This is a genomic window from Desulfobulbus oralis, from assembly GCF_002952055.1.
GTDB classification, from domain to species: domain Bacteria; phylum Desulfobacterota; class Desulfobulbia; order Desulfobulbales; family Desulfobulbaceae; genus Desulfobulbus; species Desulfobulbus oralis.
Genome location: NZ_CP021255.1, coordinates 155,349 through 169,748 on the forward strand (window position 1 = coordinate 155,349; position 14,400 = coordinate 169,748).

A 14,400-nucleotide genomic window follows, 5' to 3' on the forward strand; every position below is an offset into this window, starting at 1 on the left:
CCATGCAGAACCAGCGGCCAGATTCTTCCGGCATGCCCATGCCACCCTTCCAGAACACCACGAACAGCTTCTTTCCCGGCGCAGGGCGCGAGGCGCTCTGCGAGGAAATCGTGCTTGCCCTGATGAGCGGCAGGCGCTTCCTGAGCCTGGGCGGCGATGCCGGTTCGGGCAAGAGTCTGTGCTGCCAGATCATCATGGAACGCCTGCCCCCGGACTGGATTCCGGTCTACCTGAACCGGCCGGCCAACTCCTATGAGGAGCTGCTCAGGCAGGCCTGCATTGACCTGGGGACAACGGGTGACAGCAGGAGGCCGGGCTTTTCCTGGCCAGACGAGTTCAACCGGCAAGTGCTGGCCCGGCAGGCCGATCTGCACAAGGTGCTGCTGATTCTCGATCAGGGCGAACAGCTTTTCTCCGCCATTCTGGAGCGACTCCTGGACCGCTGCCGCCATACCGGCGACCTGGTTCCGGAGTTTGCCCTGCTCCTGGTCTGTCCGGATACCCTGATGCCGGTGCTGGAACAGCTGGCGCGGCTGGACCCGGCCAACCGGCCCGACAGCATGCACGTGCTGTTACCCATGACGGCCGAAGAATCGGAGCAATACCTGCACTTTCTCCTGCACGCGGCTGGCATCCACTGGGACAAGCACGAGGCCATTCTGAACAGGAAGAGCTGCGCCGCCATTTTTGGACAGGCGAAAGGCAATATCGCCCGCAGCAAGGAGATGGCCGCCACCCTGCTGGCCCAGGCATTGCCTGCCCTGGCTCCGAATGCAGCCAAAGCGGAAGCCGCCCGGGGCGGGGCAGCCGCAACGGAGGCCGGACAAGTAGCATCTCCCCTTGCCCCTGCCAGCTCCGCGGCAGAAGAAGCGCTGCCGGCCCGTGGCGCGGAAGCGGCGCCCAAAAGCGCCGGCATCTCGCCGCCTAAGGCAGCGCCGGCCGTCCCGCAACAGGAAAAATCAGCGGGCGGAGGGCCGCCCCTGGAGCGGGAGGACTGGCCTCAGGAAGAGCAAGCCGCAGGATCGGAGGCGGACGAGCCGCTGGAGGACAACCCCCTGCTCCTGCTCTACGACCTGCTCACAGCCAACAAAAAACTGCTGGCCGCTCTGCTGATTGCGGCCGGGCTGTTCTGTATGCTGGGCCTGAGGCTGGAGCTTGCCAGGCCCGGATCGGGCGTCCGGCCTGCGGAGACGGTACTGGCCGCACCGCAAGCGGCCAAAGCCGCGCCGGAGAGCAACCCGGCTGCGCCGGCACCGCCAGCGGAAGAGGCGGCCGGTCCCCGCGGCGCCACCCTGCTGGAGGCACGGCTGGCCGCCAGCACTGCCCTGGTGGCATCCTCCTATCGCGGGGCCAGTACCATTCACGTCCTGACCCTCAACAGCGAGAACGCCGGGCAGGAGCTGGCGAGCCTGCTGGAAGCCCCGGCCTTTTTCCGCGAGGAAAAGCAGCTCTACATCATCAAAAAAGAGGGCAACCCTGTCTCGTACTTTGTCTTTTACGGCATCTTCGACACCCCGGAAGCTGCCCGGCAGGCCCGCAACAACCTGTCCTTCGAACTGCGCGCCCATCACCCCTATCCCCTGTCCGTGGCCGAGGCTTTGCAGTTGAACGGAGGCTGACAGGGCACAATCGCCAAAGCGCACTCGCCATATGGATATTCTTCTTGCCAAGCCCCGGGGATTCTGCGCCGGCGTCAAGCGGGCCATTGCCTTGGTCCGCTCGGCGCTCGAACAGTACGGTGCACCGGTCTATGTGCTGCACGAAATCGTGCACAACACCCACGTCCTCAGCGAGCTGCGGGCGCTGGGCGCGGTCTTTGTCGAAAATCTGGACGAAATTCCGGCAGGCAGCCGCACCATCTTCAGTGCGCACGGTGTGGCAAAGGAGGTCCAGGAACGGGCCGCAGCCCTGGGACTGTTCACCATCGACGCCACCTGCCCCCTGGTTGCCAAGGTGCACCGTCGCATCACCCGCCTCCACGAAGACGGCTACACGCTGCTGATGCTGGGCCACAGAGGACATCCCGAGGTGCAGGGCACCTGTGGCCAGGTTGCCGCTCCGGTGCACGTCATCGCCAGGCCGGAAGAAGTGGCCGGCCTGCCCGTGCCCGAGGGGGCGAAAGTCGGCTATGTCACCCAGACAACGCTCAGCGTGGATGACACCGAAGAACTGCTGACGGCGCTGCGTCACCGCTTTCCCGGTCTGGCAGAACCGAGGCACAGCGACATCTGCTATGCCACCAGCAACCGCCAGCAGGCGGTACGCGAACTGGCCGGCCTTTGCGATCTGGTACTCATTGTCGGCTCCAAAAACAGCTCCAACTCGAACCGGTTGCAAGAGGTGGCCGCGACCCGCGGAACACCGGCCCTTCTGATCGAGGACGCGGGCGATATCGATCCGGCGTGGTTCCGGGGCATCGGGCGGGTGGGGGTCAGCGCCGGAGCTTCGGCGCCGGAGCATCTGGTCGGCGATCTGATTGCCCGTCTGCAGGAGATCGCACCCGGCAACGTCGAGGAAATGGCTGGCGAGGATGAGGTCGTCCGCTTTCCCGTGGCCGCTGCCAGGGGGTAACGACTGCACCTTGGCCCAAGTCTGAGCACCCTTTGGTGGCGCGCCCCTTCGGCCTTTCGCCGAGCGCACAGACAGGGGCATGAGCAGGCTCCGCAGTGCTCGCCCCGTTTTCTGGCAATATCCCCGCTGCCGCAGGCTCTTCTTCTCTAGAGCATTTCAACTTTCAAATTATTCAAGAAAAAGTTCAGAACTACGTGCGGTTGCGGTCAAGGCTTATGGCGCGGGCGTTTCACGGCAACAAATCGCTGACATCCTGGGCTACCACCTGAACAGCGTGAGCCGGTGGATTCGTGAATTTGAACGGGAGAAGCGGCTTGAGGGTAGATTCTCATTCCAAATGCACCACTGGGTAGGGGCATGAAGAGTTAAAAGGACAGGGCGGGATTCTGGTCGAGTTGGCAGCACCAACAACCACTCGGCCAGAAGGAGCCCGCCATGTCCCATAGCCATCTTACTCTGGAAGAACGCATCAGGATCGAAATATTTGTGTCCATGGGCCTGAGCTGCCGGGAAATGGCCAGACGCCTGGGCAGGAGTCACAGCACGCTTTCCCGGGAACTGCGCCGCAACTCCAATTCTGCAAGACGAGGCTATCGTGCGCAGAGCGGCGCGCCCACAAAAGGCGAAAGAGAGCAAGGCAGGTTCCTCGCTGTTTCATGTGGGCAAGGTGTTTTTTCCTTGTTTCCCTTCTTGAGGTTTTAATCCATGCGTGACACCGACCTTTTCCAAATGGCCCCTGGTTTGACTCCGCCGTGGCAGGTGGAGTCCTGCGAGTTTGCCGCAGAGCAAAAGCGCCTGGATATTCGTTTGGCCTTTCCCCGGGGCAGCGTCTTTGTCTGTCCGCAATGCGGCCAGGCAGACCTCAAGGCATACGACACCACGGAAAAGAGCTGGCGGCACCTGAACTTTTTCCAGCACGAAGCCTGGCTGACCGCGAAGCTGCCCCGAGTCAAATGCGACCATTGCGGCGTCAAGCAGGTATCCGTGCCCTGGGCGCGTCCAGGCAGCGGCTTCACCCTGCTGTTCGAGGCCCTGGTCATGAGCCTCGCCAAGCCCATGCCAGCACGAAGCCTGGCAAAGCATGTGGGCGAGCATGACACCCGGCTCTGGCGCGTGGTGAATCACCATGTGGAGGAGGCCAGAACGAGCATCTCCTGCGCCGACGTCGCTTCCTTTGGCGTGGACGAGACAACGAGCAAACGCGGCCACAACTACGTCACCGTGTTCGCCCACCTGCGAAGCCACAAGGTGCTGTTCGCCACCGGGGGCCGGGATGCCGCCACAATCCAGCGCTTCAAGGAAGAGCTTGCGGCCCATGGCGGCGATCCCGCAAAGGTAAACGAGGTGTGTTGCGACATGTCGCCCGCGTTCATTTCCGGCGTGGAGGCGAACTGCCCCGAGGCGCACATCACCTTTGACCGGTTCCACATCATGAAGGTGCTGGGCGACGCGGTGGACCAGGTGCGGCGCGAGGAGGCGAAGACTCGGCCCGAGCTGGCGAAGAGCCGGTATGTGTGGCTGAAAAACCGTGACAAATTACCTGCCTCGCAACAGGAGTGTCTGGCGGCACTCACCATGTCCGGGCTGAATCTGAAAACGGCCCGGGCCTGGCAACTGAAAACGACATTTCAGGACTTGTTCCAGCAGGCCCCCGGCCAGGCGGAGGCCTTCCTGAAGAGGTGGTACTTCTGGGCGACGCACTGCCGGCTGGAACCCATGAAACAGGCAGCGGCGACCATCAAACGGCACTGGGACGGCATCTTGCGCTGGTTCACTTCAAGGATCAGCAACGGCATTCTGGAAGGCACGAACAGCCTGATCCAGGCGGCCAGGTCTCGGGCGCGTGGCTACCGGTCCACGAAGAATCTGATCGCCATGATCTACCTCCTGGGTGCGGGCCTCTCTTTTGCCCTACCCACATGAAACAGCGAGGAACCCGCAAATGTTTACACTACCAGACTCCCGCTGAGGCACTGCTGTCCCACAAAATATCAATGATTTCGGGATAAAATACAGGCTTGGAGCCCCTGGTGTGGTATAATGGATTTGACAAAAAGTTCATTAAAACCAAAGAGGTCCAAGCCATGGGATATTGTAGCACGGTTGTCGGCCAATTGCTTAGAGTTTTTCCGAGACATGAATTTGAGCAAGTCCGCCGGGCGGTTCAACCAAAGAAACACCGCCGCGCCCTTTCTGCGTGGACGCAGTTTGTGGCCATGCTGGTGGGGCAACTCGCTGGACGCGACAGTTTACGCGGCATTGTGGATGCCTTTTCACCGCAAAGTCGCAAACTGTATCATCTGGGCCTCGGCTCATTCAGTCGTTCCAGTCTGGCGCGGGCTAATGAAAAGACAGCCGCTTAGCTGTTCGAAAAGGTGTTCGTAGCGCTTTTGGCTCGTTGTCAATCGCTTGCGCCTCCCAACCAAAAGTTCCGCTTCAAAGACGGCGGCAAGGTCTATCTCCTTGATGCCACGGTGATTGAGCTGCCGCTCTCGCTGTTTCGCCGGGCCACGTACCGCGCCAGCAAGGGGGCGATGCAGTTGCATGTGGGGCTTGCGGCGGACGGCTATTTGCCCAGCTTCGTGGATATGACGGCAGGGCGAGTCCACGAGATCAACAAGGCGCGTGAACTGCGTCTTCCCCGAGGTTCCTGGGTGGTCTTTGACCGGGGCTACACGGATTACCAGTGGTATCAGGAGTTGACGAAGGATGGCGTGCATTTCGTCACACGCCTGAAGCGTGGTGCTGCGGGGCAGCCTGGCGCGAAACGCCGGGGGTGCAAAAGCGCGGGTATCCTGGAAGACCGGGAAATCCGGTTCAGAGGAGTGGAGGGCGTGTTCCGGACAGTCCGCTTTCTGGATGAAGCGAGAGGTGAGGAATACGAGTTTGTGACCAACGCGGTGGATATTGCGGCAACCACGGTGGCGGCACTGTACAAGGAGCGGTGGCAAGTGGAGCTGTTCTTCAAGTGGATCAAACAGCACCTGAAGGTGAAGAGCTTCGTGGGCGGTAGCATGAACGCGGTGCGGACGCAGCTGTGGATCGCGTTGTGCGCGTATCTTCTGGTGGCCTTCATCAAATTTCGCAGTCGCCTGGGGCAATCTATCCTGCAGGTTTTACGGCTTGTTCAGCTCAATTTGTTTGAACGGCGGGATTTAGACGAACTTTTTTGTCCGGAAAAACAAAAAATACCATTACACAACAACCAGTTATCGCTATTCTAAATTTAGTGGGACAGCAGTGCCGCTGAGGTTTTTAACCACGCCATCATCGGTGCATTTGCAATTTGAATTCACCCCACCGACTGTTTTCTCCAAATTTTCTGGTTTCAATATCTATGAGACAGCAGAAATTCAGCATATATCAATTCTGATGCAACCAACTGTTATGCAAGGGGTAAATTTGATGTACAGCGAGTCATTTTATCATGTACGCTGATGACGCTGGACAAACGCGAATCTATCACGGCGCTCCCTACAGTTTCTATATATCTACAAGTCGAGAATTTTTGCGTTTCCTGTTCGTATTTCCTTTTCCAGGCAATGAATTTTTCTTCATCCTTGGCGTCTGTACGGGGAAAGGCATTTGGAGGAAGAGCTATACCGCAACGCCACGGCTTTGGCGTCAGGCGAGCACGGAAACTTTCTTGAGCATGGCATAGCTTTTGATAAAGGGTGTCAGTATTTGTTGCCTGCATTAATCGTTTTGTCTCATCAGACAATGGATGGAATATTCTGTTTGTTGCGATAGCCCGAAAACCTGCTGCTGTTTTGTATATTCTAAATGATATTTCTGGAAAAGTTATTAGCTGTTTCTTGATCTTATTTAACTGATTTTCTTCAGATTCTTCCGATTTATGCCCGAACATCCTGGAAATAAGAATCCTTTTCTGTATTTTATAATCTATATCAAGAATTAGTAATTCCGTACTATTAAGTATTAATGCCCCATATCTATTTCTCGTTATAATATTGTTACATTCATCAATATTATTATTGACAGCTTCAACAATCTCCTCCCTAAGTGGTCTATCACTATATCCATATTGATCCGGAATATCTTGTTGTAAGAAACATTCTCTTACCTGCCCGGCTCTCTTTTCAGCAAGATGCCTGGCTTCCTCCTCAGTTTCACCCCAGCCCCATGTGCGGATTGGCCAGACTATACCGTTTTGCAATTTAACCTCGTGGCTTACACAAATCCAGGATTTTGGAATAATCATTATTATCAGATTCCTTTAAATATTTGCTGTTTTATTCCGGCTTGATGATAACATATTATGTTATCATTCACTGTTGTTATCCAGACTTGCCTGAAAATGAAATAAATTTTCCGGGAACAGGCCCCGCACTTTCTTTATATGGTATAGGTACTTTATCCACATAGTGCAAGCGAATTCTCCCTTGGATCATCCTGTGCAGCTCGGCAAGAGTCAGGTGTCTGCCTCATGGCAACATCACTTACGCAAAGAACGAACTGTTCAAAGGCAGGGCAGCGGACATGTCACAACCCGGGACCGGCCGATTGGGTGAAAACGGATTGACCGCGCGAACGCGAAGGCTCCCATAAAAATCGGAACTCTCTCCCGCTGCCGGGCCAGAAGACCGGGATACGTGTCGGCACCTCCTTTTCCCCCTTGTTGCTGCGGCCTGCATCCTGTACATTTCCGGCGCATTTTGCCTCGCCGCAGCGGGGCACGCCTTTTGTTTCGTCTTTTCCTTTCCCTGTTTCCCTATGCTCAGCATCAACAACCTTTCCCTGCAATTCGGCGGCCAGTATCTTTTCAAGGACATTTCCGCGCAGATCCAGCGCGGTGACCATGTGGGTCTGGTCGGGGTGAATGGCGCGGGCAAGTCCACGCTCATGCGCACCATGTGTGGTCTGGCGGACAGCGACCCGGGCGTCATCACCAGGGCGAGCTGGTTTACCGTAGCCTATCTGCCCCAGGAGCCAAAGCTCACGGACAGCGGCCGCACACTTTACGAGGAGGCGGAACGTGCCTTTGATGCGGTGCTGGCTCAACAAAAAAAACTGGAGACCCTGCACCGGGATCTGGCCGATCTGGATCCGAACGACCCCAGGATGGACAGCCTCCTGCAAAGGCAGGGCGAGCTGCAGCATGCGCTGGAGGAAAGCGGGGTATTCAACATGCAGCCGCGCATTGAGCGGGTACTCTTTGGTCTGGGCTTCAAATCCCAGGATCTTGCCCGTCCGGTGAACCAGTTTTCCGGCGGCTGGGTGATGCGGCTGCTTTTAGCCAAACTCCTCCTGCAGCAGCCGGCGCTGCTGTTGCTGGACGAGCCCACGAACCATCTGGACCTGGATTCCCTGACCTGGCTGGAGGATTTCCTCCAGCAGTATCAGGGCGCCATTATGCTGATTTCCCATGACCGCAGCTTCCTGGATCACATCACCAGCACGACCTGGGAACTGAGCCTCGGCAAACTGACCGTATACCGCGGCAACTACTCCCACTACGTGCTGGAAAAGGCCCAGCGGCTGGAGCAGGAACGCGCCGCCTACGAGAACCAGCAGGCCATGATCCGCCAGACCGAGCGCTTCATCACCCGCTTCCGCTACAAGGCCACCAAGGCCCGGCAGGTGCAAAGCCGGGTGAAGCAGCTCGAAAAGCTGGAGATGATCGAGCTTGCGGACACGGAGCGGAGCATCCATTTCAGCTTTCCTCCTGCTGCGCCCTCTGGTCGCGATATGCTCACACTCAAGGATGTGGGCAAGCGTTTCGGCGACAGAGAGCTCTTTCATGGCCTCTCGTTTACGCTCAGGCGGGGCGACAAGCTGGGCGTGATCGGCGTGAATGGAGCCGGCAAGACCACCTTCCTCAAAATGCTGGCCGGTCTCGAAGCGGCCGAGGGGGCAATCAGGTACGGCCACAATGTGGTGCTCTCCTATTTCGGCCAGCATCAGGCCCAGGAACTGGCGGGCGAACGCTCGGTTGTGGACACGGTTTATAGTGCGGCTGCAGACTTGAGCATCTCCCAGGTGCGCTCGCTTTTGGGCGCCTTTCTCTTTACCGGCGAGGCGGTGGAAAAGCAGGTGCGGGTGCTCTCCGGGGGAGAAAAATCCCGGGTTGCCCTGGCAAAAATACTGGTCCGGCCTGCCAACCTGCTGCTGCTGGACGAGCCCACGAACCACCTGGACATGAGTTCGCAGGAGGTTTTGCAGGAGGCCATGGCCCGCTACGAGGGCAGCATCATAGTGGTGTCGCACAACCGTTTTTTTGTGAACGCCTTTGTCAACAAGGTGCTGGAGATCAAGGACGGCAGCGCCACGATATACGAAGGCAATGTCGACGACTATCTGGAGCACAGGCGGCTTGCGGCAGAACGGGAACAGGCGCAGGTCCAGGTGAACACCAGGGATACGGGCGCTGCCGAGGCGGAGCCGGAGCGCAGCGGCGACCGCAGGCAACAACGCCGCCAGCGCGCCCAGGAGCGGCAGGCGCTGAACAAAAAACTCGGCCCCTGGAAGAAGCGGAACGAAGAGGCCGAAGCGGAAATTAACCGGGAAGAGGCCAGAAAAAAGGAGCTGGAAGAGCTGATGGCATCTCCCGATCTCTACGGCGATCAGGCCAGATGGGCGGAGATCAGCCGGGAATACGCCCAGGTGCAACGCCACGTGGAACGGGCTTACCAGAAATGGGCAGAGGCCCAGGAGGCCATGGCCGCTATCGAGGCAGGGGAGGAGTGAAAGGGCGTCCCATCAGCCCATGCCGCCACCAGCAGGGCCTGTCCGGGGGCGCTCTGGGCGCCTCAGTCCCGCATGGCATCCAGCGCGCGCAGTGCGGGTTCGCGAATGCTTTTTTGTACGGCAATACCCAGCGGCCAGAGCCAGTTGCCCTCGTCTTGCACCAGTTCCTGGCAGCGCAGTTCGTCCGCCACCTCAGAGCAGAGATTTTCGATCGCCGCGAGCGTCTGCCGCGCCCATGCCGGCTCGTCCCAACGGGCAGCGGCCAAACGGGTCACCAGCCCTGCAGTTTCGCCGCCCAGCCTGGGCAGGAGCGTGGCGGCGCGGCAGGCCCACTTGTAAAAGGGCATGTAGCGCCGGTTCAGCAAAAAGGCCATGGACAGGGCCGCCTCGGCAAAACGCCCGGCAGCCAGAAAGACCGACCCCAGATCACCCCGCTGCAGACAGCGGGGCAGGTTGTACTGTCCGGCTTGGGCCATGAACATACAGCGCGCGGCGATTTTCTTGCGGAACACGCCATCCGGATAAAAATCGAGCAAACGCCTGCGCCATAAACTGAACAGACCAGAGCCATCCGCAAAAACCGCACCGTTCGTGGCCACGGCCAGCGCATATTCGGGCAGGGCACGCCAATCCTGCCAGGTTTCAGGCAGGGTGGGAATGCCAAGGCGCGCGTAAAAATCCTCGATGGCCAGCGGGCCAACCCGGCCCATACGCTGCTCCGGCCGCATGCGGGTGGGAAAACCTGCAAAACTCCGGGGCAGCCGGGCCAGAGCCGCCTCCAGGCGTAAGGACTGCTCCTGCAGAAGCTCGCGAGGCAGCCAGATACAAAAGGCGGGGCCCCAGTCATGATCACGCGAATACCCGTCGTCAAAACCGAAACATTCCGAGCCCTCACCCACCAGCCCCACAGCGGCACTGCCCATAATTTCGGGGATATCCGCCCACAACATCTCCCTGCAGGCGGCATAGAAGCGCCGCGACAGCTCCAGCCCGCTTGCCAAATTTTCCGCCATTCCCTGAGACTCCACTGTTCTTATCCCTGCTGTCCGCCTTGCCAAAGGCAGGCTGCGGCTGTGCCGCGCCAATCCAGGCCAAGGTTCTGGCAATCACGATAGAGCCTGAGAGGTGATGACCACAAGAAAATTTTGATAGAGATGTCCTGTCGGATGCGCGCCGCAGCAGGGGCGGCATGCCGGGGCCTTCACTTGGCGATCGTCACCCTGAGCCCGTGTCGCCGAAATCTCGCCAGCGCGGCCTCCAGCTCTTCCGGCTTATAGGGCAGCAGCTCCGGCGGTGAGAGATTCAGCGCCCTGTACTTATTGAAGCCAAAGGTGTGGCAGGGCAGCACATCGACTGCAAAGCAGCCGTGTCTGTGCAGGAACTCGGCCATGGCCCCGATATTTTCATCCGTATCGTTGATCCCGGGCATGAGCGGCACCCGGATACGCAGCTCCTTTCCTGCCTCGAAAAGGTTGTGCAGGTTGTGCAGAATCAGTGTGTTATCCAGGCCGGTCAGCCGCTTATGCTCAACCGGGTCCATATGCTTGCAGTCAAAGAGGAAGAGTTCGATTTTCTCCATGATCTTCCTGAAACGCACAGGCTCGCAAACACCGCAGGTATCCAGGCAGGTATGGTAACCTCGGCTTCTGCAGGCGTCGATGAGCGCGACAAGGAAATCCCCCGCCGCTGTGGGCTCGCCGCCGCCAAAGGTGACCCCGCCGCCGGAGTTGCTGTAAAAGATGCTGTCACTGTCCACCACCTGCATGACCTCTGCCACCGTCATCCGCATGCCAGACATTTCGCGCGCCTGGCTTGGGCAGACCTCGACGCAGGCGCCGCAATCGGTGCAGATGGCGCGGTCGCGGTTAAAGGTGTTGCCGGTTCTGATCACCGCACCGTTCGGGCAGGTCTTTTCGCAGGCACCGCAACCCACGCAGAGATTGGAGAAGACCAGGAGTTGCGGCTTGAAGCTCTGGGATTCCGGATTGCTGCACCAGGGGCAGTGCAGCGGGCAGCCTTTGAGGAAGACCGTGGTGCGCAGGCCAGGCCCGTCTTTCGTGGACATCCGTTGGATATTGTAAACAATGCCCTCCATGCTCATAAGGCGCGCTCCTTGCCTGATTCAGATGATTTGGCAGCTACACGACAGTCCATATGCATTTTCAATGCCTGGGTGGCATTCGGGTCCTGTATATTGCTCTGCGGTGTCCAGAGCAGGTATTGCTCCGCGCCTGCCTTTGCTCGGGCTGCGCAGCGGGTGGCGCCCCTGCTGCCCTTTGCCCGACCCTCGGAGGGCCAGCAAACAGGCGGCCAGGTGGCTTTTCCCCGAGCGGCACAAGTGTCACTGTTTAAGTACAGTATGATACAGGTGTCTCCGAAACATGACGCCTGCAGACATAGGAAGTCCAAACGAACAACCGTGCGCCACTGTCTTTTTCAGGGCCACAGAGGCGAAGCTGCCAGGCTATCTGGCAAAAATAAAAGAGAATTTTAGGAATCATTTACAAAAACTCCCCGTTCTGTTGGCTGCAAAACAAGACGGCACGCGGTTTGCATAGAGAAAGCAAAACATGTTTCTCGGGCGCACAGACCGCCTACAAAGCCAAACAACGAGGAGACAGCTATGGGCATAAAACAACCTAGGGGTTATGCGATCGATTGGAGCACCCTGGAGCAGCGGATCACCGACCTGAAAGCGTCCCTGCTGGACACGTCGCAGAACATGGATCCGGAGCGGCTGCAATATCTGGTCGAGACCTATGAGGAGTGCAAGGGCGAAAGTGTTTTCATCACCCGCGCCAGACTGTTCGAGAAAGTGCTGACCAACAAGAAGATCTATCTTGACGGCAACCCGATCGTGGGCAGTCTTGCCGGCGGCACGGCCATGATTTACGCCTACCCGGAATGGCAGTGCAACTGGATCAAGGACGATCTGGATTCCGACAAACTGGCCCTGTCTTCCCTTGGCGAGGTCCGCTTCTCCGACGATACCAAGGAGACGCTGAAGAAGGTCTACAAGACCTGGAAAGGCAAAACGACCTACGATCGCGCCAACAAGATGTACAAAGAGCTGTACGGCAAAAACGCCGAGCTGCTGGTCAAATGCGGCTGGATCTATCCTGTGAACGACAACTCCACCGGTTCCGGCGTGGCCGACTATCCGGTCGTCCTGCAAAAAGGCATCCGCGGCCTGCTTGAAGACGTGGATGCCGCGTACCAGGCCCTGCCGAAGCACGCGACCAACTGGAGAAAGATCGAATTTTATCGTGCCTGCAAGATCGCTCTGAACGCGGTCATCACCTATGCGCACCGCTACGCCGACCTGGCAGAGGAAAGTGCCAGGGCGGAAACCGATCCGCAAAAGCAGGCAGAACTCATGGAGATCGCCGAAGTCTGTCGCCAGGTGCCCGAACTCCCGCCCCGCAACTTCCGCGAAGCCATCCAGTCCTTCTGGTTCACGCATTGCTGCATCGAGATCGAACAGTGCGGCTGCGGCCATTCGCTTGGGCGCTACGGCCAGTACATGTATCCTTTCTACAAGAAGGATATCGATGCAGGCACGCTGACACGGGATCAGGCGCTGACGCTCCTGAAATGCCAGTGGGTCAAGCATCTTGAAATCGCCGTGTACCAGGGCGACGCCTATGCCAAGGCATTCTCCGGACATACGGGCCAGACCATTTCCCTGGGCGGCTACACCGCCGACGGCGACGACGCATCCAACGAGCTGGAAATGCTCCTTATGGATACACAGATCGCCATGCATAACATCCAGCCCACCCTGGCGCTGTTCTACACGCCGAAGATGAAACCGGAGTATCTGGAGAAGGCGGTGGACGTTGTCCGTCATGGCACAGGTCAGCCCCAGTTTATGAACATGGACGCCGCCGTGGCCCGTTCGCTGGTGCGTTTCGCCTCCCGCGGCATCACCCTGGACGAGGCCCGCACCCTGCCGGTTATCTTCGGCTGCGTGGGCACCGGCATCCAGGGCAAGGGCTCCTATGTCACCTTTGAGGGTCAGCCGAACCTGGCCAAACTGGTCGAATTCGTCATGTATAACGGCTTTGATCCGCATACCCGCAAGCAGGTCTTCCCCGAGGTCAAAGCCGCTGAAGACTGCGCGACCTTCGAGGAACTGTACCAAACCCTGCTTGTGCACATGGATCACGCCTATGACGCGCAGCGCAAGATCAGCGATCTGGGCAACAGCACACGTGAAGAGATCGTGCCGAACATCTTCCGCTCCTGTCTGCTTGATGGCTGCATCGAGTCGGGCCTCTGTGAGGAAGCGGGCGGGCCCAGGTATTCGCAGTCGCTGTGCATCACGTCTACCGGTATCGACGCGGTCAACTCGCTGTATGGCATCAAGCACCTGATCTATGATACGAAGAAGCTGAGCTGGGCGCAGTTGAAAGAGGCCCTGGCCGCCAACTTCGAGGGCTTTGCCGAGATTCAGAAGATGTGCTACGAGGCGCCAAAGCACGGCAATGACATCGAGGATGTGGATCAACTGACCCGTCGTTTCTTCCGCGACGTGGAGCGCATCTACCGTTCGCACGGTCCGGACTACTTCGGCTACGAGGCGCACATGGATCCCTTCTCCCTGTCGTACCACAACTACTTCGCCCCGATGACCGGCGCCCTGCCCAATGGCCGCAGGAAGGGCGTGGCCCTGACCGACGCGAGCGTGTCCGCCATGCCCGGCACCGACACCCACGGCAGCACCGCATTGATCAAGTCTGCAGCGCGCGCCATCGACACGGTGCGCAACAACTGCAACCATATGAATATGAAGTTCCTGCCTTCCGCCCTGGAAGGCCCTGCTGGCAGCCGTATGCTGCTCAACCTGATCAAGACCTACTTCGATCTGGGCGGCGGTCATATCCAGTTTAACTGCGTCTCCTCGGAGACCCTGCGGGACGCCAAGGTGAAGCCGCAGGACTACAAGGATCTGGTCGTGCGTGTGGCCGGCTTCTCGTCATACTTCACCCGCCTGTATGAGGGTGTGCAGGACGAGATCATCAAACGGACCGAGTACAACAACCAGGGCGAGGGCGCGGCCTGAGTGCCAAACCACAGGGGGAGCCCGGCAAGGCTCCCCCGCTTCATACCTACCATCAA

General features: G+C 58.7%; 10 protein-coding genes and 2 pseudogenes. 8 read left to right on the forward strand and 4 right to left on the reverse strand.

What is annotated here, in order from left to right; genetic code table 11:
- Positions 1-2: 2 nt before the first annotated feature.
- The 6 genes and pseudogenes from CAY53_RS00625 (at position 3) to CAY53_RS00650 (ending at position 5,795) form a co-directional block, all read left to right on the forward strand.
- Complete coding sequence (locus tag CAY53_RS00625) at positions 3-1,619, forward strand: AAA family ATPase (RefSeq protein WP_104935495.1); 1,617 nt, start codon at positions 3-5, stop codon at positions 1,617-1,619.
- 31 nt (positions 1,620-1,650) lie between these two features.
- Positions 1,651-2,571, forward strand: a complete 921-nt coding sequence (gene ispH, locus CAY53_RS00630) for a 4-hydroxy-3-methylbut-2-enyl diphosphate reductase (protein WP_104935496.1) — start codon at positions 1,651-1,653, stop codon at positions 2,569-2,571.
- Between the two features lie 79 nt (positions 2,572-2,650).
- On the forward strand, positions 2,651-2,932 hold the full coding sequence (locus CAY53_RS14005; RefSeq protein WP_104935497.1) for a helix-turn-helix domain-containing protein: 282 nt from the start codon (positions 2,651-2,653) through the stop codon (positions 2,930-2,932).
- A gap of 74 nt (positions 2,933-3,006) precedes the next feature.
- Positions 3,007-3,224, forward strand: a pseudogene (locus CAY53_RS13275) (helix-turn-helix domain-containing protein); the annotation flags it as partial.
- A gap of 52 nt (positions 3,225-3,276) precedes the next feature.
- Positions 3,277-4,494 carry an ISL3 family transposase gene (locus CAY53_RS00645; protein WP_104935499.1) on the forward strand — a complete coding sequence of 406 codons (1,218 nt, stop codon included), beginning with the start codon at positions 3,277-3,279 and terminating at the stop codon, positions 4,492-4,494.
- A 161-nt stretch (positions 4,495-4,655) separates the two neighbouring features.
- A pseudogene (locus tag CAY53_RS00650) lies at positions 4,656-5,795 on the forward strand (IS4 family transposase).
- A gap of 161 nt (positions 5,796-5,956) precedes the next feature.
- Here the strand turns inward: CAY53_RS00650 and CAY53_RS12365 are convergent.
- Positions 5,957-6,793: a hypothetical protein gene (locus CAY53_RS12365; protein WP_146106341.1), complete on the reverse strand. Its 837-nt coding sequence runs from the start codon at positions 6,791-6,793 to the stop codon at positions 5,957-5,959.
- 281 nt (positions 6,794-7,074) lie between these two features.
- The gene (locus CAY53_RS12830; protein ID WP_181040475.1) at positions 7,075-7,392 is read right to left on the reverse strand and encodes a hypothetical protein; all 318 of its coding nucleotides are present in this window, start codon (positions 7,390-7,392) and stop codon (positions 7,075-7,077) included.
- Between CAY53_RS12830 and CAY53_RS00655 the strand changes: the two genes are divergently transcribed.
- Positions 7,393-9,279 carry an ABC-F family ATP-binding cassette domain-containing protein gene (locus CAY53_RS00655; RefSeq protein ID WP_425430770.1) on the forward strand — a complete coding sequence of 629 codons (1,887 nt, stop codon included), beginning with the start codon at positions 7,393-7,395 and terminating at the stop codon, positions 9,277-9,279.
- Positions 9,280-9,341: 62 nt separating this feature from the next.
- On the opposite strand, the gene CAY53_RS00660 is transcribed toward CAY53_RS00655, so the two are convergent.
- Positions 9,342-10,292 carry a DUF4037 domain-containing protein gene (locus CAY53_RS00660; protein WP_104935501.1) on the reverse strand — a complete coding sequence of 317 codons (951 nt, stop codon included), beginning with the start codon at positions 10,290-10,292 and terminating at the stop codon, positions 9,342-9,344.
- Between the two features lie 188 nt (positions 10,293-10,480).
- Complete coding sequence (locus CAY53_RS00665; RefSeq protein ID WP_219842681.1) at positions 10,481-11,380, reverse strand: glycyl-radical enzyme activating protein; 900 nt, start codon at positions 11,378-11,380, stop codon at positions 10,481-10,483.
- Between the two features lie 522 nt (positions 11,381-11,902).
- Here CAY53_RS00665 and CAY53_RS00670 point away from each other — a divergent pair.
- Positions 11,903-14,344 (forward strand): glycyl radical protein, encoded by a 2,442-nt coding sequence (locus CAY53_RS00670; RefSeq protein ID WP_104935502.1) that lies wholly within the window; start codon positions 11,903-11,905, stop codon positions 14,342-14,344.
- Positions 14,345-14,400 lie beyond the last annotated feature (56 nt).